Genomic DNA, 23050 nt, shown 5'->3' with positions numbered 1-23050 from the left:
GCCGAGACGCGGTGTATCCCCGCAGGCTGTCGGGCATGGATTCCTTCACCTCCTACGATGGCGTCGAGCTCGCCTGCCGCGTATTCGGCGATGGCCCTCCCGTGGTCTGCCTGCCCGGCGGGCCAATGCAGGCTTCGGCCTATCTGGGCGACCTTGGAGGCCTCTCGGCACAACGGCAGTTGATCATGTTGGATCTGCGGGGCACGGGGCAGTCCGACATGCCGGAGGACACCGCCTCGTACCGCTGCGACCGCCTTGTCGATGACGTCGAAGCTCTGCGCGAGCACCTTGGCCTCGACCGGATGGATCTGCTCGCCCATTCCGCGGGCACGAATCTGGCCGTGCTATACGCGACTCGCCATCCGGAACGCGTCGGAAAGCTGGCGCTGATCACTCCGAGCGTCATCGCCGTCGGCATCACGATCAGTGGAGAGGCCCGGCGGGCGACGGCCCTACTGCGCAAGGACGAGCCCTGGTTTCCGCTGGCGTTCGCGGCTCTGGAGAAGGTCCTGGCCGGCCAGGGCACCGGCGATGCCTTTCAGGCCATCGCGCCATTCTGGTACCGCCGTTGGGACGAGACGGCTCAGGCGCACAAGGCCGCCGAGGACGGGCAGCGGAACAGTGAGGCAGCGGCCGTCTTCGGCTCCGAAGGTGCTTTCGATCCCGAAGCCACGCGGGCCGCGCTCACCCGCTGCACATCACCGGTGCTGCTGCTCGCGGGCGCGGTGGACCTGAACTCCCCTCCTCCTGCGATGACCGAGCTCGCCGAGCTGTTTCCACGCGCCGAACTCATCGTTCAAGCCGGAGCCGGGCACTTTCCGTGGCTCGATGACGCCGACCAGTTCGTGGCCACCATCTCGGCATTTCTGCGGTAGGCGACCCCTCCCTCGCAGCGCTCGGCAGTCTGCCGATCAGCCGGATCAGGCGCTGCAGGAGGTGGTGCTGGTCGTGCTGGAGCAGGTCGAGGTCGAAGAGGTCGAGGTCGAGCCCGCCAGGACGACCTCGGCGGCGTCGGAGTAGTCCGAGATCTCGAATCGGCCGAGACCGAGACCGAAGTGCCGCTGCAGCTCATCATGGGCAAGACCCGCCACAAGAACCCCCGCACCGCCATGCGCTACGTCAAACCCAGCGCCGAAGCCACCGAGGTCCTGGCACCCCGCCGCCGTACCCACTGCTCAACTGAGTGGCGGCTCGCCGGAGCTACAGGAGTTCCGGGCCGTCAAGCGCGGTCTCGGCCAGCACGCGTCGCCCGGGCGAGCGCCGTCACACCGCCTGAATGGGCCGAATTCGCCCAACGCAATGCCGAGCTGGCTGCAGCGCTCGTCCGAGTCTGAGAGGGCGTTGCGCGAGTTGACGTGAACTACGCCCGCCCCCGGTCCGACTCCAGCTTCCAGGTCTGGCGGTTGTTCTGACCGCACACCTGCCGGGGACACGACACTCCCGTCCCCGGCAGGTGTTGCCATCTACAGACATGTTGACGCCGGTGACGGTGCGGGTCGAAGTGGAGGAGGCGGGAGCGTGAACGCCTGGTCGAGTTCCTGCGGGACCGCCTCGACGAGGAAGAGACCGGCGCCCGGCGCGCGATGGACGAGCTGGTGGTGGCCATTGGATGTCTTCCTCTTCGGCCGCCGGTCAAAGCGCTCGGGCTCGGCGCATCCGAGATTTGAGTACGCGATTTGAGTAGACGTACTCAGTCCCGGCGAACGGAATCAATGGATGATTGGGGTCGTGACCCAATTATCGAAGATCGTTATTGCAGGCGTGGTTGGGGCGGTCTTGCCTGTGGTCGTGATCGGTGTCTCCAATCTTGTGGTCCTTTCCGGGGTCGTCGTCGCTCTCATCTGCCCCACCGGTGGCCTGGAGTGCTTGCCCCGCATCTTCCTCCTGGCGAGTGCTGTCACGGTGGTGTTGGCCTGAGTCACCCTGCTGCTGCTTCGGGTCCGCCCGGCGTGGCGGGTAACCTTCATCGGGCTCGGTCTTACGCTTTTGATCGGCTGGATGACCTCGCTGCTGGTTTCCGCTCCCAATCCATGGTTCGCCCCTTTCCTCACCGATCTGTGGTTTGCCTCGTTGCTCACCGCCACGTCCTTCGCTGTCGCCGCGATGCTCACGACAACGGTGGGACCTGTGGGCAGTCCGTGGTTGCGGGCCGTCGGCGCCGTGGCGCTGCTGGCCGCCTACCCTGTGGCCGTGGTGGCGACTCACCGGCAGACGGCGCTGGACCGCCGAAGCGCGCTCGAACGTCTCGGCGCCCCGTTGGTCGTCGCCGACCTGCCCGGGGCATCGGCCGCTCATGCTTCCCCTTCGTCCGGACCGGCAGGGCGGGCAAGCGCAAACGGTTGACGGCGGCGCGGCGGGTCCGTTTCGGCCGGCGGTCGTGGCGCGCGGTCGTCGATGGGGAGCAGTGGCCGACGGGCTCATGCGCAGTGGCCACTTACCGGCCGGGGACGCGGGTGCAGTCTCGACGGGATTGCTTGGGCGGCTAGCCTGTGGCCGGCAGCCCACGACATCCGATGGGAAGCACTCCACGGCTACACCGCAGTCTCCGGCAAAGCGTTCTGGACACAAGCAGCCGAACGCCTCCGCCGAGCGAACGCCTGAAACCATCACCCAACCCTGCGCCACCGCCCAGGCTACCGGCGTTTGCGACGTTTACCGTGCCTGCGGCGGATGCGCTCCGGGGCGGAATGGTCATCGCGAGTCGGCGAAGAAGGCCTGGAGGTGGCGGTTGACCGGGTCCGGGCAGTCCAGTTGGGGGGCGTGGCCGCAGCCGTCCAGGATCACGAGCTGCTCGTTCGGGAGCAGTTCGGCGAAGCGGTGGGCGCGCTCGACGGGCTGGATGGTGTCCTGCTTGCCCCACAACACCAGGGTCGGGGTCTTGGTGGCAGGGAGCGCGTTTTCGGTCTGCGCCCAGTCCAGACGGCGTTCCAGCAGGTAGGTGGCCCGGATGTTGTCGTGGAAGGTCATCGGCGCCCACCACTCGTCCAGTAGCTGCTCGGTGACGCGCCCCTTGTTGACCATCATGCCCTCGGCCAGACTGCGGACGGTGGACTTGCCGGTGGACAGCTTGACGGCGAGTTCGCCGATGACGGGGATCTTCAGGGATTCCCACATCAAGGTGCCCGGCAGGTCCAGTCCGGTGGCATCCAGCAGGGCCAGCTTGGTGATGCGATCGGGGTGGAGCTGGGCGAAGGCCAGGGCCCAGCCACCGCTCCAGGAGTTTCCCGCCACGGCGGCCTGCCGCACGCCGAGGCCGTCCATGAAAGCTCCCACGGCAGAGACCATGGCATCCAGGTCGAAGGCGAAGCCGGAGTCCTTCAGCTGGGTGTAGCCCTGGCCGGGAAGGTCGACCACGTACACGGTGTGGTCGCGGGCCAGCACGTCGAGCTGGTCCTTCCAGCCGATGACCGAGGTGCCGCCGGGTGAGAGCAGGATCACCGGCGTGCCGGATCCGGCCTGGACGTAGTGGAAGCGGGCGATCGGGGTGTCGGCGTAGCGCGAGCCGACCTGGGCCAGGTACGGCGAGCGGAAAGCGCGGCCGTCCTCGGCCGGCTGCCAGCCGTACGCGCCGAACAGCATCGCGGCCACCAGCAGCGTTATCGCGGCCGCCAACCAGCGGGGCCAGCGCCGCTTGCGCACCGGCTGGGCGATGGTGCTCGGAGGTGTGTTGTCGGCAAGGGGAACCATGGTGATCCTTTGGTGCGGTTGGGGAGGGGTTCATGAGTCTGGACGGGCTGGCGCTGAGAACCGTGACAGACACGGCGGGTGATCCTGCTTACAGCGCCTGGGCGCACAGGGGCACCGTCGCACTCGACGATCCAGTTAGTGAGTCGTTCCGCGGCCACCACGCGTACCCGGCTCGGTCGGGGCCGGTCGTGATCGTGGTAGTAGCCATGAGGGGATGAGGGCGAGCAGAGCGAAGCCGACCGTCCACCAGAAGGTTTCGCCGAAGGCGCCTTCCAGTGCGGCGGGGGTGCCGTTGCCCTGGGTGACCCGTTGGAGGACGACGGCCAGGACGGCGGTGCCGAGCGAGCCGCCGACGCGCTGGACGACATTGGTCAGGCCGGTCGCGCCGGGGATCTGGTCGCGGCGCAGTCCTTGGTAGGCGCCGGCCATCATGGCCACGCCCGCGATGCCCAGTCCCATGCCGCGGATCAGCAGGGTGATGATCTGGATGAGGTCGCCGGTGCCGGACAGGGTGAACGGGATCGTCGCCGCGACGGTGACAGCCAGCCCGACCAGGACCAGGGGGCGGGCGCCGATGCGGTCGTTGAGCCGTCCGGCGATCAGCAGCGACAGGGCGGTGCCGATCCCCTGGGGGGCGAGCATGAGCCCGGTCTCGACGGTCGTCAGGCCGTGGACCTGCTGGTAGTACAGCGGCAGCAGGAACATCGGCCCGAAGATCGAGGCTCCGGACAGGAACGTCAGGGTGGTCACGAGCGTGTACGAGCGGTGGCGGAAGAGCCGGAGATCGAGGAGGGGGGCGGTTCTGGTTCGCAGGGCGTGCCGGGCGAACGCCGCGACCAGTCCCACCCCGGCCATCAGGATGACGACGGCCACGGTGCTGCCGAAGCCCTTGCCTCCGGCACCGCCGATCTGCGCGAGGCCGTACACCAGTGCGGCCAGGCCGGGTGACAGCAGGACGAGGCCCAGGAGGTCAAGCGGCGGTCGGCCCTGCGGCCGGCCGGAGGGCATCGCGCGCCAGGCGAGCAGCAAGGCCAGGCCGACCACCGGCACGTTGACGAAGAACACCCAGCGCCAGCCCGCGCCGTCGATGAGCACGCCGCCCAGGACCGGCCCGATGATCGGTGCGAGCTGGCCCGGGATCGCCACCAGCGCCATGACCCGCCCGAACTGCGACGGCCCGGCGGCCTGAGCCAGGATCGTCTGCGCCAGCGGCAGGATCATGCCGCCCGCCAGCCCCTGCAGCACCCGGAAGGCGATCAGACTCTCGATCGACCAGGCCAGGCCGCACAGCACCGACGCGGCGAGGAAGAGCGACAGCGCCGACATCCACATCGTCTTGGCGCCGAACCGCTGTACCGACCAGCCGGTGAGCGGGATCGCCATCGCCATGGCCAGCAGGTAGGCCGTGGCGACCCACTGCACCGTCGCCAGGGGCGCGTCGAAGTGCCGCCCGAGGCCGTCGATGGCGACGCTGAGGATCGTGGTGTTCAGCAACGAGGCCAGCGCGCCCGCCACCACGATCGTGGCGAGCTTGAGCAGGGCTGGATCCAGGCGTTCGGGCGCGGCCACCGCAGTCATGGCCGCTGCTCCGGGCGCCGCGCGTACACCGGGCCCTGCTCGGGCCGGGGACCGAACGCGAGCAGCTTCGAGGGGATCTTCTTGAACGGCGGGAAGTACCTGGCCAGGAAGACCAGCGGGCGCGGCGGCCGGGCGCCCTTGCCGGAGAAGGCGGGCACGAACATCGCGCGGTGCAGCACCTGCTGGTAGCGCTGCACGAGCACAGTCGGCCACCAGCGACGCTTTTGCACCTTGGCCAGGTCAGCGGTGGAGAGGCTCCCAGCGCGCAACGGCTCGATCAGGACCGTCGCCGCGGCGACCGCATCCTGGATGGCCAGGTTGATACCCATGCCGCCCGCCGGTGACATGGCGTGCGCGGCGTCGCCGATGAGCAGCACGCCCTCGGCGTACCAGCGCTCCACCCGGTTGAGCTTCACATCGAGCAGGTGCAGCTCGTCCATGCTCCGAAGGTGGTCCACCCGGTCGGCGAACTGCGGCAGCAGCCCGGCGATCCGCTCGCGGAAGCGTTCCACTCCCTCGGCCCGAAGCTGCGGGTCGGCGCCCTTCCTGGTGAAGTAGGCGATCTGGTAGTAGTCCCCCCGGGTGAAGCTGAGCGCGATCTGGTCCCCCTTGAACTGCCCGTTGAGCCGCGCGATCTCGTCGCGTTCCTCCGGATGGCGGGGCAGCCGGAACCACCAGGTGTCGAAGGGCACCGGGAACTCGCGGGCCGCCAGTCCCAGCTCATGGCGGATGGTCGAGTGCCGCCCGTCGCAGGCCACCGTCAGGTCGGCACGCAGCTCCAGATCGCCGCAGCGCACACCGACGACCTTGCCGCCCTCCCTGAGCAGCCCGGTCACCGCCGTGTTCATCAGCAGGGTGAAAGACGGCTCGCGTGCGGCTTCCTCGGCCAGGAAGTTCAGCAGATCCCACTGGGGCATCATCGCGACGTAGTTGTACGGCTCCGGCAGCCCGGCGATGTCGCTCAGTACGATCCTGCTCCCGTCAGGCAGCGGGGCCTCAAGTTCTCCGAGGCGGCTCTGCGGCAGCTTGCGGAACTTCGCGCCCAGCCCGAGCTCGTCCATCAGCCGGATCGTCGAGGCGTGCACAGTGTCGCCGCGGAAGTCGCGCAGGAAGTCGCCGTGCTTCTCCAGCACAGTCACCTGGATGCCGCCCCTGGCCAGCAGGAGCCCCAACATCATTCCGGCCGGACCGCCGCCGACGATGACAACGTTCATCGGATGCTTTCCTTTCTGAGTCCGACGGCGAGTAGCCGCATCAAGGCCCGGCGAGCCGGACCGATGCGCCGCATCAGCGTGGCCATCCTGGGCACGTTCGCGACCTCTCCTCGCAGCGCGGGCTCGACCAGCCGCCGCTGCATCAGGAGCTGGAGCCGCTGCATCACCGCGACGGGCAGCTCGCGCCTTTTCTGTACGGCACGCAGCAGGTGCTCCGGCACCGGCCCGCCGCTCTTGAGCGCGTCGGAGAGGATGTTGGCGGCTCCGACCGCGTCCTGCACGGCGTAGTTGACGCCCACACCGCCCATCGGGGACATCGCATGAGCGGCGTCGCCGATCAGCAGCAGGCCTTTGCCGTACCACCTGACAGCCCTGTTGACCTGCACGTCGAGGAAGCTCACGTCCTCCTCGAAGGAACGCAGGAGCGCCACGCGATCGGCGAGCTCCGGTACGGCTCGCGCCACGCCGTCACGGAAGGCCTCGATGCCGTCGCCGATCAGCTTCTCGCGCCGGTTCTTGTCGAAGACGTAGGCGAGCTGGATGTATGTGCGCCGGTCGAATCCGACGATCCACTTGTAGGGCGCGACCCGGTAGTAAAACTCCTCCACGACCGGGTCACGCCTGGGTAGACGGAACCAGGCCACGTCGAAGGGCGCGCCGATGGTGCGCACAGGCAGTCCGGCCTTGGCCCGCAGCAGGGAGTCGCGGCCGTCGCAGGCCACCGTGAGGTCGGCGCGCAACTCGTGCTCACCGTCGGGGTCGCGGTAGCGCACCCCGCCCTCCGGCAGCAGATCGACCACTTGGGAGCGCATGTTCAGCGTGAAGCTCGGGTACCGCTGGGCCTCCTCGGCGATGAGGTTGAGGAAGTCCCACTGCGGCGCGATGGCGATGAACGGGTAGCGCAGCCCCAGCTCGGTCAACGAGCCGACCTGCAGGTCCTTGCCGAAGCCGACGTTCTGGAACTTCCCGTAGGGGATCTTGTGGAATCGGTCGTGCAGGCCGAGCTGGTCGAGCAGCTCCATGGTCGCCGGGTGAATGGTGTCGCCGCGGAAGTCGCGCAGGAAGTCCTCATGCTTTTCCAGCACGGTCACCTCGACACCCTTGCGGGCCAGCAGCAGGCCGAGCATCAGCCCGGCCGGGCCGCCGCCCGAGATCGCCACGCTCATCTCGGGATCTCCTGGATGTGCTCGGGGCGGAAGCCGAAGGCGAGGAAACGTCCGGCCAGGTAGCGGGGGATGGCCGTGCGCTGGATCAGGAAACGGGCCAGGGAGGGCAGCTGGCCGTCCTTGCGCTTGTCGTCGAACGCCTGGCGCTGCAGGATCGCCTGCACCCGCTGAGTGAGCACGGCGGGCCATTCACGGCGATGCTCGACCGCGGCCAGATAACTCTCGTCGAGGGTGCCGTCCAGCAGCGGGCGGGTCAGGATGTTGGCGGCGGCGATGGCGTCCTGGACGGCCAGGTTGATGCCCACTCCGCCGACCGGTGACATGGCGTGCGCGGCGTCGCCGATGCACAGCAACCCGGGCTGGTGCCAGGTCTTCAGCCGGTTGACCCGGACCTCCAGGAAGCCCATCACTTCGAAGGAGGTCAGCTCGCCGGTGCGGTCGGCGAACATCGGGGCCACCTGCGCCACGTCCCGGCGGAAGGCCTCGATGCCCTTGGCCTTCCAGTCGTCGAAGCCACCCTTGCCAATGAGGTAGCCGCATTGCCAGAACTCGCCACGGTCGATGGCGACCATGCCCCGGCCACGGGCGAGTTGGAAGACCAGATTCTCCTGGTCACCGGCGTGTCTGGTCAGGCGGAACCAGATCACGTCGATGGGCGCGCCGAGCTCGTGAACCTGCATTCCGGCCGCTTGCCGTACCGCAGAATTCCGGCCGTCGGCCCCGACGACCAGATCCGCGCGGAACTCGCGGCCATCGTCGCAACGGACCCCCACGACCTTGCCGACTCGGCGGATGACGTCGCGTACCGGGGTGCTCATGTGGAGGGTGAAATTCGGGTACCGCTGGGCTTCCTCGGCGAGCAGGTTGAGGAAGTCCCACTGCGGCACGAAGGCGATGTACGGAAATTTCACCTTCATCCCGGCGAACGCCTCAATGGGCGCCAGCCCGCCGCCCAGCGGCACGTTGAGTGTGGTGACCTTGCGATGCCGGAGTTGATGGAAGCGCTCCGCCAAGCCCAGCTCGTCCAGCGCTTCCAGGGTGGAGGGATGCACGGTGTCGCCCCGGAAGTCGCGCAGGAAGTCCTCATGCTTCTCCAGCACGGTCACCTCGACCCCGGCGCGGGCCAGCAGCAGGCCGAGCATCATCCCGGCCGGACCACCTCCGGCTATCACCACGTTCATGCGCCCTCCTTCGGCTGCGGGAGCAGCGCCTGCGCGGCGGCCCAGACCCTCGGCATGCCGAACTCGGCCACACCACGGAGCAGGTCGCGCAGGGTCTCGTCGGTGGCCCCGGCCGACCTGGCCAGCTCGGCGTGCAGGCGCAGGGATTCGCCGAGCGTCTGGTAGAAGACGTCCACGACCAGGCAGGCGAGCGCGCGCTCGCGGACGCTGAGGTGCGGGCGGGCCCAGCGCTGGGCGAGCTGGTCCTCGGTGAAGGCGGCCAGGCCCGAGTCCACGTCCTCCAGGGCGCGTACGGCTCGCGCGAGCGGTCCGGTCAGCGGTGTGGGTTCGACGGGCTTGTCGTCCTGGGCCTGGGGCAGTCCGAGCTCGGTCAAGCGTTGGAAGGCGGTGACCACGATCGGGTAGCCCACGTAGGGCGCCAGGTGCCGGCAGAGCTCCCTGACGGTCTCCGGCTCCACGCCATTGGCCAGAGCCATCTGCACGTGCATCGCCAGGGGCAGGTCGAGGTGGGGATGACATAGGTCGGCGGTCAGACAGATGAAGGCCTTCTCGCGCATCGTCAGGTGGGTCAGGCCCCAGAGGTTATGGCCCGCGCCGACGGCGAGCTGAGCGAAGACGGGATCGAGCGCGGCGAGGGCTTCGGCGCCGGCGAGCTGGGTCAAGATAGTGGGCTCCGTTCAGGACTGGCCGAGCACGCGCAGGCGCAGGGCGTCGAGGGGGTATCGGGGACGATGCGGCCGAGGGTGCTCATCAGGCGGGATTTCTTGCCGACGGGGTAGCGGGAGCGGGGCTTGCGCGCGGTCAGGGCATGCAGGCGACGACGTCGGGACTGGAGCCGGGTGTGCTCTTCCTTCAGCCCGTTGGTGGTCATGGTGGGGTAAGCCTGGCCGTACAGCTGTGCCCTGCTCACCGAGGGAGGCCAGGCGGGGTTCGACCTCGTCTTCAAGCTTGTCGACGGCGTCGGTGTGGATGGAGCCGGGTTCGATGAGGACCGCGTGGATGCCCCAGGGCTTGAGTTCCACGGCGATCTGGCCGAAGACGTTGACCTCGTACTGCCAGCGCAGCGCGTCGAGGGGGACAAACTCCAGGGGTCCGGTGATGCCGATGCCGGCGTTGTTGACCAGGACGTCGAGGTGGCCGATCGGGTGGCGGTATCGGCAATCTGACCGGCGTCGGTGACATCCAGCTGGATGGGGGTGACGGTGGGGCCGAGGGCCTGGCCGTCGGCTTCCTTGCGCACGCCGGCGTAGACGGTGAAGACCTCGCGGGCCAACAGCAGGGCGCTGGCGCGGCCGCCTCCGGTGGGGGCGCCGGGCACCAGGACGGTCTTCGACATTGTCGTGCTCCTTTCGGCGTGTGCCAGGCCCGGCGAGCTTGACCGACGCGCGGGATTTCCTGCCAACGGGGTAGCGGGCGCTGGGATTGCGCACGGTCACCACGTGTATGACCCGCCCCGTACGGGTGATGAGCGAGGCCGTGTCTTGGCGCATGCGTGAAATCTCCGGTGCGCGACTCGCGCCGACCCTCTGTCGCTACCTGACCAGCAGCGGCTGAGCCGCCTGTTCGGCGGCTTTGAGCTGGCGGTTCTCCTTGATGAGGAAGTAGATCAGCAGTCCGCTCATGATGAAGTGGCCGCCGGCGGTGTACAGGCCGGGGAAGTAGCCGCCCTTGAGGATCGGGAAGACGAAGTGGGCGATGCCGTTGAGCAGGCCCGCGCCCAGGGCGTACCACCACAGGAAGAAGTTGGCCGCCCGGATCCGGTAGAGCGCGCCTGCGCCTGCGAAGAAGTAGAGCGCGCCGAAGCCGAAGACGAAGACGAGCAGGAATTCCTTCTCCGGCCAGTCGCGCGGCGAGTCGAACAGCTCGACGATCTCGTGCGGGAAGCCGCCGGTGTACTCCTCGGCCATGTGGATGAGCTGGAAGCCCACGGCGCACAGGTAGATGGCGATCACTTTCCTGGACTTCACCGGGCGGGTGTAGCTGAAGGCTATCCAGCCGCTCCAGCCCAGCACGCTGGCGACCACGAGGATCACCGCGCCCTGGATGGGCAGGGTGAGCAAGGCCCAGGCGCAGAAGGCCAGGGCGAGGATCGCCATCACGGTTGCCGAGTAGGGCTCAGGTCGTTTGGTCATGGCCGGAACGCTAGGGAGAGCGCGATGCCGGCCGCCTCTGTCAGATGACTGATAGGCATGCCGGGCATATCAGTCACCCGACAGAGGCGGGAGATAGCAGCCGCTGCCTAGTGTCCTGCCCATGAAGGCGATCAATGGCGCGATGCGGCTTCTGGCCGTCGCGTGGCTGGTGGTGCTGTCGCTTCCTGCCCCGGCTCGGGCGCATGTCGTCCAGGCGGGGGCGGATCTGCGAGTGACGCAGACTTTCGAAACGGGCGAGGTGACGCTCGTCATCGCGGGGCTCTCGCAAGTGCCGGCGGCGCTGCGGGTGGCCGCGGAAGCGGCGGATCCCGCGAGCCTGCAGCTGGAGTTACGGTCGCTGACCGACGGCAGCAGGTCGTCCGGCTCGGCGAGTGTCGGGCAAGATCCCGCCGCCTTGTGGGTCACCCACACCGGCCCGCACGAGCTGCGCGTCCGCGTCGGTGACGAGGTCTCGATGATCCCGTTCCGCGTGTTGGTGCCCGAGAGCGCCCCCTGGACGATGGTGATGGACGGCGCCTTCCTGGTGACTGGTCTCCTGCTGGTAGGCGGCGTGCTCGCCAAAAGCATGTCCCGGCTCCTCATGAGCGGTGCGAGTGCAGCCGGAGCAGTCGCGGTCACCGTGATGCTGCTCGGGCCGTATCTGCCCCCCGCTCAGCCGGAGGGCAGCGCACCGCAAGCCGAGTCCGGCAGGCCCTACGCGCAGGGCAGCTTCTCCACCCAGCCCGCCCGACCTGTCACGGGAGCCGAGTTCACCCTGATCCTGCGGCTCGCGGACGGCGCGACCGGACGGCCGGTGGACGACCTCGCCGTCCACCATGAGGCCCCGGCGCATCTCGTGGTCACCAGCGAGAACGGCGTGATCTTCCGGCACGTGCATCCGTTGCGGACCGCGCCGGGTGTGCTGGCCGTACGGCTGAGCCTGCCGTATCCGGGTCGCTACCTGGCCTATGCCGAGATCGAGCGGCAGCAGTCAGGCGGGCAGCTTCTCACTGGCGCCTTCGAAGTCTCCGGTACGGCACAGCCGGACGCCTCCGTGCAGGAGGTCGCCATGCCCAGCCTGACCCCGCCAGCGCCGGTCGCCGGAAGCCCGGTGACCATCGAGGTCGCCACGGAGGGGCAGATCCAGCTCTGGCTGGGTATGCCCGGCCACATGGTCGTCCGGAGCCGGGACGGCGCCCACCTGGCGCACGCCCACGGGACGGCGGCCGGTCCTTCCGCACTGCGCTTCACGCTCACGCTCCCCGAACCGGGCCGCTACCTGGCCTGGGTCCAGTACGCCGCTGGAGGCCGTCTCCTGACGCGGCCCTTCACCATGGAGGTAGATCGATGAAGTACGCGGGCGTCTGCCTGCTCATCGCGGGTGTGCTGTTCGCCGTCACCTCGCGCTGGATCGGCGGCAACCCCGAGAGTGTGGCGGTGGCGGGCACGCACTACACCGTCACCGTGCTGCGGCCGATCGTGTCGAGGTACGGGTGACCTCGGGCAAGGCCGAAACGGTCACGCTGGCGGCGGCCATGCCCAGCATGGGCCACGCGCTGCCGCCGGTCGGCACCGTGCGAGCCGACCCCGGCCGCTTCGTCGCCACACAGGACGTGTTCACCATGGACGGCGTATGGGAACTGTCGATCACCCTGTCCGGGGACCATGGCGAGGAGACGATCACAGTCGGCCTGCTGGTGTGACGGTCAGGAACATCAGTCCGATGGCAGAAGCGGCGAACGAGCGCCCTGATTTGCGTCGTCGGCAGTCAGGACCGCTGCTTCCTGCTCAACTACTTCTACGCCGACGACCGCGAGACCCTGCTGAAGGTATGGCAATACACCGCCGGGTGGTTCCAGGCCAAGACCGCACTGCCCAACTCCGCCCTGATGCAGCCACTGGAGGACGAGCCCGCCGACTACGGGCTCGTCAACCACGCGAGCTGGCCGAACTGGCGGACCTTCCTACCCAGCCTGATCTTCCGGCCCACCTTCCGCCGCTTCGTGCTGACCAACTTCAAGGCCAACGGCATCGCCGCGCAGCCGATCATCTACCGCCGAGTGTGACCTGCCCTCAGATCAGTCCCGGGAGCCTGGTCAGCTCGGCGCGCGAGGAGACGCCCAGCTTGGGAAATGCCTTGTACAGGTGGGAGGCGACCGTGCGCGGGCTCAGGAAGAGTTGCGCGCCGATCTCGCGGTTGGAGGCGCCGGTGACGGCCAGCCGTACCACTTGGAGCTCTTGGGGGGTCAGCACGTCCAGCGGATCTCTGGCACCAGAGCGATCCGGCTGGGAGAGTCCGGTGGCGCGCAGTTCGGCGGCAGCGCGGGCAGCCCACGGGGTCGCGCCGAGCCGGTCGAAGGCATCCATGGCGGCTTGGAGCTGGCCGCGCGCCTCGGCGCGCCGCCTGGTTCGGCGCAGCCACTCCCCGTAGACCAGGCGGGTGCGTGCCTCGTCGAAGGGCTGCTCGCCCTCGCCGTGCAGGGCCAGCGCACGTTCGTACAGGCCCATGGCCTCGCTGTCCGGGGCCAGCAGCGCACGGACCCGATGCAGGACGGCAAGCGGCCTGGCCTGACCTGTGGCCTCGGCCCACTCCGTGTAGCGACGGAGCTGGTCCCGGGCACGCTGCGGATCCCCGATCCGGACGGCGGCCTCGATGTAGTCGGGCCAGGAATACCGCCACAGGAAGGCATGGCGGGTGGGACCGGACATGGCGCGGTCCACCCGGTCGAGCATCGCTTCGTAGCGGCCCAGCCCGAAGTCCAGTGCCGCGAGGGCGTACTCGGCCCAGCAGTATCCCGGCATCCACCGGCGGTGGCCGGCGTCCCGGATGGCCTGCGCGGCCATCGCCGCGCATTCCTCCTGCGCGCCGGCGACCGCGGACAGCCAGGCGTGCACGCCCGCCAGGTAGCTGCTCCACTGCGGCTGGCCGACGTCGGCGGCCAGGGCCAGACCCGCGACCACGGTGGCGCGCGCGGAGCGGTGGTGTCCGTTGAGGAGCTGCGCGATGGTGAAGATCGTCATGGCCTGGGGCATGCGTCCCAGACGTCCCTCCGCCCGGTACTCCTCGACGATCTGGGCCGAGCCTTCCAGCATGCCGTCGAGGTCGGCGCGGACGATGCTCTGGTGGACGATGAGGAAGCGCAGCTCGGACGGGATGCGTTCGGCCTGGTCCGGCATGGGGTAGGTGAGCGTGGTCACGGCGTCACCCTCGAGGATCAGGCGGATGGCGTGATTGATCGTGCGCACCAGAGCGGGCAGCCCGTCGCCGTCCGGGCACAGTTCCTCGGTACGGCGGGCCAGCGCGAGCTGGTCGGGGTGGGTGGCACTGGCCCAGGTGTAGAAGCCCGCAAGGCTGAGCAGCGACAGCCTGGCGGGCAGGTCGTCGGCCGCCTCGGCGCCCTCGTGTAGCAGCCGCACGCCTGCCAGCGGCCGGCCCGCCTCGATCTCCAGCTTCGCTCTCACCTGGGCCAGCTCGGCCAGCACACAACCCTCCAGCGTCACCGCCTCGGCCTGATGCCGCGCCCGGTCCACCAGCTCACCCGCGCGCTGCCACAGGCCCGCCTCGGCCGCGGCGCCGGCGGCGGCCGTCCACCGGCGTACCGCCTGGCCAGGATCGGCCGACAGCTCGGCCGCCCGCGCGTAGGCCGCCGACACCGCCGCCTGCCCGCCCCGCCGCCGGGCGCGCAGCGCCAGGCCCTCCAGCTGCCCGGCCACCTCCTCCTCAGGCTGCAGGGTGACGGCGGCCAGATGCCAGGCCCGCCGGTCCTCATCGACCGCCTCGGCCAGCGCCCGATGCGCGGCCATCCGGGCGGCGATGTCACAGGCCAGCAACACTGCGGTGCGCACCAGCGGATGACGGAACGCCACACCCCCTAAGCCAACCCGGACCAGGCCCGCGCGCTCCGCTGCGGCGAAGTCGGCCAGCGAGGCGCCCAGCAGCCCGACCGCACGCGCCAGCACATCCAGCTCGTCGTGGTGATCGAGGGCCGCCACCAGCAGGCAGGAGCGGGTAGCGTCAGGCAGCGCCGCGATCCGATCACGGAAACCGATCAGCACCCGGTCCGTCACCGGCTGCGCCGTACCGAGAGAGAACGACAGCGGCACGAGCGCGCCCTTGCGCTGCTCACCCGTGAGCATGCGGGGCAGCTCGACCAGCGCCAGCGGGTTACCCCCGGCCTCGGCCACCACCTGGTCGCGAACGGCCGGCGGCAGGTCCGCCGCCTGCTCGGCGAGAACCTTCCGGGCCGCCTCGGCATCCAGCGTGCCCAGCCGCAACTCCGGCAGACCCCTGGCGGGAAACTCGCCCTCCCGTGCGGCGAACAGGACGGCGACGGGCTCGTCATGCAGGCGGCGTGCGGCGAACAGCAGCGCGTCGGCCGACTCGCCGTCCAGCCACTGCGCGTCGTCGACCAGGCAGAGCACCGGGCCCGCCGCCGACAGCTCCACCAGCAGGCTGAGCGTCGCGAGCCCGACAAGGAAGCGGTCTCCGCGGTTGTCGCCGCCGAGGCCGAGCGCGCCACGTAACGCCTCCGCCTGCTGCTGCGGCAGCGCCTCGACGTGATCGACGACCGGGCGCAGCAGCAGGTGCAAGGCGGCGAACGGCAGATCCGCCTCGGACTCGACGCCGGTCACCCGCAGCACCCGTCCCCGCGTGCTCGCCGCGGAGAACTCCAGGAGGGCCGACTTGCCGATGCCCGCCTCGCCACGCACCACCAGAGCGCCGGACCTACCCTCCAGCAACCCGCCGATGACGGACTGCTCCGCCTGACGCCCGTACAACATGGCACTCCAAGAAACGTTTGTCCGTAATGTGACGTATGGGGAACGTTTCGCCTACGCGCCGCGAGGCGGAAGCCCACGATCCGCTGTTGGTCGAATCGCCCACCATGTCCATGACCCGCGATCTGGTCGAGATTTGCGCAGACCGCGCAAGCAGGATCATCCGGATCGGCTTCCGCCGGGGTCGACAACCGTCGGCGGCCCGGCGCATGCGCCCTCGCGGACGGCGGATGTCAACTCGAGGGAAGGTGGCGTCGAAGGAAGGCGATTTGGTCTGGATGGCGTCGGGCGCCAAGCGAGTGCGTGCAGAATTTATGCGGGATGTTCGTGGTCAGAGGACGGCCAGACGCTGCGCAGTGGACGCAGGCCCTCCTCGACGTAGTCGGCGATAGGGCGGCTGCCGCCGTCGAGGTACCACTGCTCAAGTGCGGCGAAATAACCGAAGACGAGGGCGTTCGTGGTCACGCGAGCCTGCGTTTCTGTCAGCTCGGTGGTCGCCGCGATCAGCGGGGCGATCCGCTGGCTCGCGCGGTCCAGATTGGCGCAGACGGCCACGCGGACCGATGGCTCGGCGAAGAAGTAACGGACCCTGCGCCACGGGCTCTTCTCGGCCTGAGGGCCTTCGGCTACCTCCTCGGAACCAGATGTGCCCTCCGGTGCGGATTCGTAGGCGCGAACGGCTCGGGGCCGGAAACCAGGGCTCGTCCTTGCGCAGTAGGGCCGTCGCCCGCCGGGCCTCTCCACTGATCGTGATGCCGACGGCGATGACGCTCGGAGTGATCAGCGCCAGCTTTCCGACGCGTTCCGGATGGCGAGTCGCGTATAGCACGGCCAGATTCGTGCCCGCGGAATGGGCGAGCAGATCCATCCGGTCGAGGCCAAGGTGCTCGCGCAGAGCTTCGACGTCATCGACAAGGCGGTCGCAGCGGTACGAGGCGGTGTCCTCCGGCATGTCGGACTGCCCCGTGCCCCGCAGATCCAACATGATCAACTGCCGTTGTGCCGAGAGGCCTCCAAGGTCGCCCAGATAGGCCGAAGCCTGCATTGGCCCGCCGGGCAGGCAGACCACGGGAGGGCCATCGCCGAATACGCGGCAGGCGAGCTCGACGCCATCGTAGGAGGTGAAGGAATCCATGCCCGACAGCCTGCGGGGATACACCGCGTCTCGGCTATCGTTTAGCCACAGCTACATGATGAGGGCGGATGGCGGTCGAGATCAGGTTTACCGCGGCGTCGGTCGCGAAGGTACGGTTCGCCATCTCACCGCTGGGCGAGACCGTGCTGGCGTTGCGGATCCTGCTCGGTACGGGCGGCCACGCCGTCCACCGACCCTGGGTGCGCCAGGCGCGCCCGCTGCTGGCGCGCGAACGCGAGCTGCCGCTGCTGCGGGCGCTCATTTCCGGACGGCTGCCCTCGTTCCTGTTCCCGGCGCCCAGGCAGCGCCTGCCTTCGCTGGCGACGGAGCTGGAACTGGTGCGGGCCACGCCAGAGGACTTCTTCCGGCACGAGTACGGCGCGGTCCTGGGCACGCCGGCCGAGCGCGCCCCCGAGCCCGCGACGGTCCTGCCGCGGCTGGTCGAGGCGCTGCATCGCGGCCACGAGCAGTTGATCGCGCCGCAGTGGGGCCGGATGCGCGCCGTGCTGGAGGCCGACCTCGGGCGGCGCGCGCTGACCCTGGTGGAGGGCGGGGTGCAGGCGCTGTTCGCCGAGTTGCACCGGGACATCGCCTGGGACGGCGGCCAATTGGTGGTGCACGGCCGGCGCACCCCGCACTCCGTCTGCACGGTGGACGCCGGCGAGCATGGCCTGGTCCTGCTGCCCAGCGTCTTCAACTGGCCGAACGTGGGCGTCGACAAGGCCCCGGTCACCGCCGCGTCGATCCGCTATCCGGCGGTGGGCGTCGGCCTCCTCTGGGAGCTGCCTCAACCGGCGCTGACCGGCCTGGCCCCGGTGCTCGGCCGCACGAGAACGCAGATCCTCGCCGCCTTGGCCGAACCCCTGACAACCGCGGCCCTGGCCACCCGCCTGAACATCACCCCGAGCGCCGTTTCCCAACACCTGGGCGCGCTGCGCGGGGCGGACCTGGTGGCAACAGAACGCAACGGCCGCACGGCACTCCACCTGCGCACGGAACGAGCAGCCCACCTGCTGGGCGGCTCAGCTTCAGAAAACGACCGTTTGTCTGCGTACTCCTTGATGTGCAGAGGTGAGTACGAGTAAATAGGCTCTGTCGCTGATCTTGTGATGCGGGACGTCAGTCTCGAAGCAGGATCTTCTTCCTGAGAAGGTCAAAGTTCGCGCGGCCATATCCCTGCCGCTTGATCAACTTTACTCGCGTGTTCTGCCCCTCGGCCTGCCCGGAACTCCAGGGAACCGACAGGCCGGCGATGATGGCGTCGAGGTCGTAGCGCAGACCGTGGGCGAAACGGTGCAGGTGGGGCAGGTCCTCTTCAGGAACTGCGTCGATCCAGGCGGGGAGACGGTCGCCGCGTAGGTCGCGCATCATGGTGGCGAAGCTGCGCACGTGGCGGAAGGTGGCGTCCAGTTCGGGGCAGGCCTCGCGGACCTGCGTGAGGTCGAGCGCGTGGTCGGGACGCAGGTTGTCGGGATGGGTCATGATCCAGGCTGTGATCTTGCGGGGTTTGGGTGTGGGCCTGGGTGGTGGCGGGGCGATGCTGCCCTTGCGGAGCAGCCGGATGTAGCGGTCGACCGGGCTCGCGCTGCCCTGGTACCCATGTGCCTGGAGCTCACGAAACAGCAGACTCGCGTTGCGGCACCCCTGGCTGAACCCGCTCATACAGGTACGACTTATAGGCATCCAGCAGCGTGGTGCGGTGGGTGGCAGCGATCAGCAGTTCCTCCAGGCTGGCCGCGCGGGCGTAGCGGCGTACGGCGTAGTAGTCGAGGTTCAGGTCCCGGCTGATGCCCTTGAGCGATCGGCCCTGGGCCACCAACTCCTGAACCTCGGCGTATCGCCTGGTCGTCCGGGTCACCAGGGCGCGTTCGCGGCCGTTCACGTCCAGGTAGCCGTCCGGCGGCTCGGGCGGGGCCGCGAGCTCGCCGCCGTTGCCGGGCAGTTCGGCATACGCTTGCTTGACCCAGCCGTGGTGCGCGCCGACCGTCTTCTCGACGGCTTCGTTCAGGTTGTTCCAGACGTGCCAGCGATCCACCACTTGCAGGGCTTGAGGCGCTCCGATGCGAGCGGCCTCGGCGTAGGCACGGGCGCGGTCGCGGGTGACGATCTCGACCTCAGGGTGCATGGTCAGCCACTCGGCCACCGGGCCCGCCTCCCGGCCCGGGAGCACCTCCACCGGACGCCGGGCCTCCAAATCGACCACGATCGTGGCGTAGATGTCGCGCAGGGCGAAGTCGTCCACCGCCACGGCCCGCACCCTCCCGATGGGCGGCTCAGGATGCGATCGGACGCGTCGATCAGCGCCGAAGCGCAGGCCGTGCACGGGATCAGCGCGGCCGACGTGCGCGGCGCCCCCCACCTGGGAACAGGTCCTGCCTCGCTTCCTGGACGCGGTCGGCCAGGCGACGATCTTGGCCTACAACGCCTTCACTAGGCAAGCCGCTTGTCGCGTTTGATGTTGTCGGGGGCCACGGAGCACCTGCCATCCGCTACTACGCCCGGCCCGACCACATCCACGTGCCCATCCGCGACGCTCCCCTGGCCCGCTGGGCGCTCATCTGGCGCACCGCCACCGAGACCGACCTCATCCGGGACTTCGCCGAGACCGCCCGTGACCTCGGCCCCATCGCCCTTTGAACCCGTACGCGCCCGCGCCGGCCCGGATGACCAGCAGGTTCTGCCCCTCCGAAAGCCCAGTTCAGACTCGGTTTGGCGGCTCATAGCGCGCTTCTTGACGGCACCCCTATGCGCTACGTCAAACTCGGCAGCGAAGCCATCGCCGCCTACGCGCGCATCATGGCCACAGCCTGGCAAACGCCTCGGACAAAGCAAGAAGAAGGGCCTTCGGCGGGGCCTCGGGCGCCGGGATGATCCCCCGCGCCCCGGGCTGGAGTCCGTAGATGACCGGGGGGCCGGCTCTTCCCGGCGCTGTCGCCCCAGGACAAGCCGAGCAGACCAAGGATTGGAGGCGGAAGGTCGTTCTTCCAAGTGGGGAGCTTCACCTTCACCTGAGGTGCCTCCATGGTTCCGGACAGCTTGTTGAACCTGCTCCGCCGCATCCGGCACGCGCTGGACGGCCGGCTGGTCGTCATCGACATCTTCTCCATGGACAGGGCTTCCCTCTACGCGCGGATCCTCGAGGACACCTCGGTGGTCCGGGAGCGCTTTCCGGACTGCGAGCACCTGCTCGACCTCCCGTACGTCGCCCGGGAGCACACGCCCGAGGAGATCCGCGCGTTGAGGGAAGCCTGGGGGTCAGTACACCTCGATCCGGTTGGCGTTGACGTCGTTCAGGACGTCGATGATCCGGCTGTACCTGGCCGAAGTCGAGGAGTCGACCGGCAGGAGCAGCGTGGCGTGCGCCTCGAGGACCGCCTCGCGCACCGTGCCGCCCACCGGGGAGGTGATCACGGTGCCCGCGTTGATCCTGCGGGTGCTCAGGTTGAGATAGGTGCCCAGCAGGTGCTCCTGGAGCACGGACTTGGGCGCGTTGTCACCGGTGAAGGCCGCGGTCGCCTCGGCCGGGGAGAGCGCCCCGTCCTGGTCGGCGTCGTAGCGCTGGTCGGTCGCCTGGACGCGGGCGAGGAACTCGGCCGTCCACAGCTCCTCGTGGGTCTTCCAGAAGCCCTTGGACCTGGGGTCGCGGGTCGGCGGCACCACGGTGATCGTGGTGGTGGCCGATCCGGTGACCGGGTCGAAGGTGCAGGCGCCGGTGGCGTTGCGGTAGCTCAGCGAGGCCTCGGCGGCGTAGGCCGTGCCCGCGAGGGCGAGCAGCGTCGGCCGCGCGGTGAAGGTCACGACGCGGTCACCCGACTTCGCAGGGACGTCCGTCAGCTTCCAGGTCAGGGTCGTGGAGCCGTCGGCGTTCGGGGTCACCTCGCTGGGCTTGGGACCGGTGCCCTGGTCGAGGGCCTTGCTGTAGTAGACCCCGGCGGGCAGCTTCACCGTGGCCACGACGTTCGAGGCCGCGCCGCCGCCCGTGTTGGCGTAGGTGAGGGTGTAGGTGATCGCCTCACCGGCGTTGACCGCCGGCGTCGCGCTCAGCGCCGCCGTCAGCACCGGGGCCTGCACCGTGGTCTTGGCCTGGGCCGTGTTGTCGCTGACCGCCGGGTCGGGCACGCCGTCGGTGTCGGTGCCGGTGACCGTCACGCTGTTGGTGAGCACGGTGCCGTCGGGGGTGGCGCACGGCACCTGGTAGGTGAATTTCGGCGTGACCGTGTTGACGGCGCCGTCGGCCAGGTCGGGCAGCGAGCGCTGCTGCTTGCTGCCGTCGGGCAGGGTGTCGGTGAGCTGGATCGCGGTCGCGGTGCCGGGGCCGAGGTTGGTCACGGCGACCGTGTAGCCGACCGTGTCGCCTCCAGCCGCCTCCGCCTGGTCGGCGCTCTTGCTCACCTTGAGGTCGGCCTTCTGCGTCATGGCCAGCACGGCCTGCTCGGTGAGCTCCTCGGGCAGGTTGAGCCGGGGCCCGTCGCCGAAGAAGCCGATGTGGATCTTGGGGTCGTACTGGAGGTGCGACCAATCGTCGTGGCCGGTCAGGACGTCGTCGTTCTTGGCCACGTCGCAGCCCGGCTTGACCGCCTCGATCCAGTTGATGTCGGCCGGGATGTCGCTCTCGGTGTTGCCGTCCTTCTCGTTCCAGTCGATCGGGCCGTTGGTGGCGGTGGCTGTCCTGATCTTGCCGCCCACGCCGTACACGATGTTCCTGGCCGGGTTCGGCGTGCCGTACACGCCGTTGTTCTCGTTGAGGTGCTGCTCTCTCAGTTGCGTGAGCAGGACGGTGCCCTTGGTCGCGTTGGAGTAGTCGAGATGCCGGGCGGGGTCGCGGTTGGTGAACTGCAGGGTGTAGTTCATCACGCTGAGGTAGTTGGGCTTGCAGTTGACGGAGTCGTCGCCGCCGTGGCCCAGGCTCAGCGTGTGGCCGAGCTCGTGCATGAAGGTAGCGGCCTCGGCGTTCTTGCGTCCGCCGACATTGGTGAACGACGACCACGAGCCGAGTGTGACGATGAAGTCGTTGCCGCCCACCAGAGTGTTGAGGTCGATTTCGGCGCGGCCCGAGGAGTCGGAGTTCTCCTCGTACGTGTGCGCGAAGATCATGTAGCGGAACGCCTTGCGCCGAGCTTCAAGGATGTTCACGCAGTTCGGGCTCGTCCTGTCAGCCTGCGTGCCGAAGCGCCCCGAGCACTTGCCCGCCTCCTTGACGACCGGGTTGCCGTTCTTGAAGTCGTTGAAGTCGTTCTGGTCGCCGTCGATCGAGGTGGAGAACTTGATGTTCGGGACGTTCGGCATCTCCTCGCCCTCCATGGCGTGCAGGGCGATGCCGCGGTACTTGACCTTCGACGGATCCGCCGGGTCGGGATAGGGGTCGACCGGCGCCGCGTCGAAGGCCTTCACCACGTCGTCGAGGGCGCCCGCCTGCGGCTTCTGGCCCTTCATGTAGTCTGCCTCGACGAACAGGTCCTTGCGGTACGGCACGGCGTTGTAGGGAGCCTCGCCCAACGCCAGGTCGATGGTGCCGTCGTTGTCGACGTTGATGCCGCGCCCAGCGGTCTCCCAGCTGTTCATGAGGCTGTCGCCGTCGCTGTCGGCGTCGCGCTCGGGCTTCAGGCAGTCGGGCGTGGTGATCGTGAAGTAGCCGCGGGCGGAGTCCTCGCCTGAGCCCTCGCTCTCGCCCGCGAGCGTCGGGGCGTTCGCGCCCTGCTGGGTGGTCAGCCCGCCGCCGGTGAACACGCAGGTGTCCAGGTTGAAGTCGAGGTCGAGCGTGGCGCTGCCGCCCTTCGTCCACCTGATCGGGTCGTCGAAGCTGAGATCGTCCTGATCCCACAGCTGCATCTGGATCCGGACCGGGTTGTGGCTGGTGTCGACGGTCTTCTTGTAGACCCAGTTGGTCCTGAAGTCGTCGCCGTGGGCGCAGCAGTAGGTGTCGCTGCCGTCGAACAGGCCCTGATGGTCGACCTCGAACTTCGGGTAGTAGTCGTTGCCGCAGGCTTCGCCCGCGCCTTCGTCACAGGACAGTTCGACCACCCGGTAGAGGTGGACGGTGACCTCGACGGTCGCCGCCGTGGCCGGTACCGCCCCCGCCACCATCGCGGCGGCGAGGGCCAGCAAGATGGCCACTAAGAATCTGATGGTGCGCATTCCGCAGATACCCCCCATGGAGCTGGAACTCGGGTCTCCACCA

Annotated in this window: 23 protein-coding genes and 1 pseudogene; 9 read left to right on the top strand and 15 right to left on the bottom strand. The window is 68.9% G+C overall.

The features are described 5' to 3' along the window. Positions 1–35 precede the first annotated feature (35 nt). Complete coding sequence (locus Q9G87_RS55595; RefSeq protein WP_305924794.1) at positions 36–875, top strand: alpha/beta fold hydrolase; 840 nt, start codon at positions 36–38, stop codon at positions 873–875. A gap of 45 nt (positions 876–920) precedes the next feature. Here the strand turns inward: Q9G87_RS55595 and Q9G87_RS55590 are convergent, their stop codons facing one another. Next, the gene (locus tag Q9G87_RS55590) at positions 921–1091 is read right to left on the bottom strand and encodes a thiazolylpeptide-type bacteriocin (RefSeq protein ID WP_305924793.1); all 171 of its coding nucleotides are present in this window, start codon (positions 1089–1091) and stop codon (positions 921–923) included. A 637-nt stretch (positions 1092–1728) separates the two neighbouring features. Between Q9G87_RS55590 and Q9G87_RS55585 the strand changes: the two genes are divergently transcribed. Then, positions 1729–1917: a hypothetical protein gene (locus tag Q9G87_RS55585; RefSeq protein WP_305924792.1), complete on the top strand. Its 189-nt coding sequence runs from the start codon at positions 1729–1731 to the stop codon at positions 1915–1917. 81 nt (positions 1918–1998) lie between these two features. Next, complete coding sequence (locus Q9G87_RS55580) at positions 1999–2343, top strand: hypothetical protein (protein WP_305924791.1); 345 nt, start codon at positions 1999–2001, stop codon at positions 2341–2343. 348 nt (positions 2344–2691) lie between these two features. Here the strand turns inward: Q9G87_RS55580 and Q9G87_RS55575 are convergent, their stop codons facing one another. The 7 genes from Q9G87_RS55575 to Q9G87_RS55545 all read right to left on the bottom strand — a co-directional run bounded on the left by Q9G87_RS55575 (position 2692) and on the right by Q9G87_RS55545 (position 9736). Then, a complete protein-coding gene (locus tag Q9G87_RS55575; RefSeq protein ID WP_305924790.1) occupies positions 2692–3687 on the bottom strand; it encodes an alpha/beta fold hydrolase in 996 nt (331 codons plus the stop codon). A 135-nt stretch (positions 3688–3822) separates the two neighbouring features. Next, positions 3823–5265 carry an MDR family MFS transporter gene (locus tag Q9G87_RS55570; RefSeq protein WP_305924789.1) on the bottom strand — a complete coding sequence of 481 codons (1443 nt, stop codon included), beginning with the start codon at positions 5263–5265 and terminating at the stop codon, positions 3823–3825. Beyond that, positions 5262–6479, bottom strand: a complete 1218-nt coding sequence (locus Q9G87_RS55565; protein ID WP_305924788.1) for an FAD-dependent oxidoreductase — start codon at positions 6477–6479, stop codon at positions 5262–5264. The genes Q9G87_RS55570 and Q9G87_RS55565 overlap by 4 nt, the downstream gene beginning before the upstream one ends. Next, positions 6476–7645, bottom strand: a complete 1170-nt coding sequence (locus Q9G87_RS55560) for an FAD-dependent oxidoreductase (protein WP_305924787.1) — start codon at positions 7643–7645, stop codon at positions 6476–6478. Before Q9G87_RS55560 ends, Q9G87_RS55565 begins: the two co-directional genes overlap by 4 nt. Beyond that, positions 7642–8826 (bottom strand): FAD-dependent oxidoreductase, encoded by a 1185-nt coding sequence (locus tag Q9G87_RS55555; RefSeq protein WP_305924786.1) that lies wholly within the window; start codon positions 8824–8826, stop codon positions 7642–7644. Before Q9G87_RS55555 ends, Q9G87_RS55560 begins: the two co-directional genes overlap by 4 nt. After that, positions 8823–9488: a carboxymuconolactone decarboxylase family protein gene (locus Q9G87_RS55550; RefSeq protein ID WP_305924785.1), complete on the bottom strand. Its 666-nt coding sequence runs from the start codon at positions 9486–9488 to the stop codon at positions 8823–8825. The genes Q9G87_RS55555 and Q9G87_RS55550 overlap by 4 nt, the downstream gene beginning before the upstream one ends. Next, positions 9485–9736, bottom strand: coding sequence for a hypothetical protein (locus tag Q9G87_RS55545; protein ID WP_305924784.1), 252 nt, complete (start codon positions 9734–9736; stop codon positions 9485–9487). Before Q9G87_RS55545 ends, Q9G87_RS55550 begins: the two co-directional genes overlap by 4 nt. Positions 9737–9821: 85 nt before the next feature. Between Q9G87_RS55545 and Q9G87_RS55540 the strand changes: the two genes are divergently transcribed. Further along, on the top strand, positions 9822–9992 hold the full coding sequence (locus Q9G87_RS55540) for a hypothetical protein (protein WP_305924783.1): 171 nt from the start codon (positions 9822–9824) through the stop codon (positions 9990–9992). A gap of 366 nt (positions 9993–10358) precedes the next feature. Here the strand turns inward: Q9G87_RS55540 and Q9G87_RS55535 are convergent, their stop codons facing one another. After that, positions 10359–10958, bottom strand: coding sequence for an HXXEE domain-containing protein (locus Q9G87_RS55535; protein ID WP_305924782.1), 600 nt, complete (start codon positions 10956–10958; stop codon positions 10359–10361). Between the two features lie 121 nt (positions 10959–11079). On the opposite strand from Q9G87_RS55535, the gene Q9G87_RS55530 reads away from it, so the two are divergent. The 4 genes from Q9G87_RS55530 to Q9G87_RS55515 all read left to right on the top strand — a co-directional run bounded on the left by Q9G87_RS55530 (position 11080) and on the right by Q9G87_RS55515 (position 13024). Continuing rightward, complete coding sequence (locus Q9G87_RS55530) at positions 11080–12309, top strand: hypothetical protein (protein ID WP_305924781.1); 1230 nt, start codon at positions 11080–11082, stop codon at positions 12307–12309. Further along, positions 12306–12455: a hypothetical protein gene (locus Q9G87_RS55525; protein ID WP_305924780.1), complete on the top strand. Its 150-nt coding sequence runs from the start codon at positions 12306–12308 to the stop codon at positions 12453–12455. Before Q9G87_RS55530 ends, Q9G87_RS55525 begins: the two co-directional genes overlap by 4 nt. Then, on the top strand, positions 12452–12661 hold the full coding sequence (locus tag Q9G87_RS55520; protein WP_305924779.1) for a hypothetical protein: 210 nt from the start codon (positions 12452–12454) through the stop codon (positions 12659–12661). Before Q9G87_RS55525 ends, Q9G87_RS55520 begins: the two co-directional genes overlap by 4 nt. A 186-nt stretch (positions 12662–12847) precedes the next feature. Beyond that, positions 12848–13024: a hypothetical protein gene (locus Q9G87_RS55515; protein WP_305924778.1), complete on the top strand. Its 177-nt coding sequence runs from the start codon at positions 12848–12850 to the stop codon at positions 13022–13024. Positions 13025–13031: 7 nt separating this feature from the next. Here the strand turns inward: Q9G87_RS55515 and Q9G87_RS55510 are convergent, their stop codons facing one another. The 3 genes and pseudogenes from Q9G87_RS55510 to Q9G87_RS55500 all read right to left on the bottom strand — a co-directional run. Further along, entirely contained in the window at positions 13032–15740 is a 2709-nt protein-coding gene (locus tag Q9G87_RS55510) for a helix-turn-helix transcriptional regulator (protein ID WP_305924777.1), read from the bottom strand. Positions 15741–16049: 309 nt separating this feature from the next. Beyond that, entirely contained in the window at positions 16050–16481 is a 432-nt protein-coding gene (locus Q9G87_RS55505) for an acyl-CoA-like ligand-binding transcription factor (protein ID WP_305924776.1), read from the bottom strand. Between the two features lie 79 nt (positions 16482–16560). Next, positions 16561–16782: pseudogene (locus Q9G87_RS55500) on the bottom strand (alpha/beta fold hydrolase); the annotation flags it as partial. Positions 16783–16940: 158 nt separating this feature from the next. Here Q9G87_RS55500 and Q9G87_RS55495 point away from each other — a divergent pair. Continuing rightward, a complete protein-coding gene (locus Q9G87_RS55495) occupies positions 16941–17957 on the top strand; it encodes a DUF5937 family protein (RefSeq protein ID WP_305924775.1) in 1017 nt (338 codons plus the stop codon). 34 nt (positions 17958–17991) lie between these two features. Here the strand turns inward: Q9G87_RS55495 and Q9G87_RS55490 are convergent, their stop codons facing one another. The 3 genes from Q9G87_RS55490 to Q9G87_RS55480 all read right to left on the bottom strand — a co-directional run bounded on the left by Q9G87_RS55490 (position 17992) and on the right by Q9G87_RS55480 (position 22986). After that, entirely contained in the window at positions 17992–18534 is a 543-nt protein-coding gene (locus Q9G87_RS55490) for a transposase (RefSeq protein WP_305924774.1), read from the bottom strand. Next, complete coding sequence (locus Q9G87_RS55485) at positions 18485–19120, bottom strand: transposase (protein WP_305924773.1); 636 nt, start codon at positions 19118–19120, stop codon at positions 18485–18487. Before Q9G87_RS55485 ends, Q9G87_RS55490 begins: the two co-directional genes overlap by 50 nt. A gap of 1007 nt (positions 19121–20127) precedes the next feature. Beyond that, positions 20128–22986 (bottom strand): DUF7507 domain-containing protein, encoded by a 2859-nt coding sequence (locus Q9G87_RS55480; protein ID WP_305924772.1) that lies wholly within the window; start codon positions 22984–22986, stop codon positions 20128–20130. Between the last annotated feature and the right edge of the window lie 64 nt (positions 22987–23050).

Origin of the sequence: Nonomuraea turcica (assembly GCF_030718205.1) — a bacterium.
Taxonomy (GTDB): Bacteria; Actinomycetota; Actinomycetes; order Streptosporangiales; family Streptosporangiaceae; genus Nonomuraea.
The sequence above is the reverse complement of the archived record's forward strand: the minus strand, read 5'-3'. Positions and strand labels throughout refer to the sequence as shown.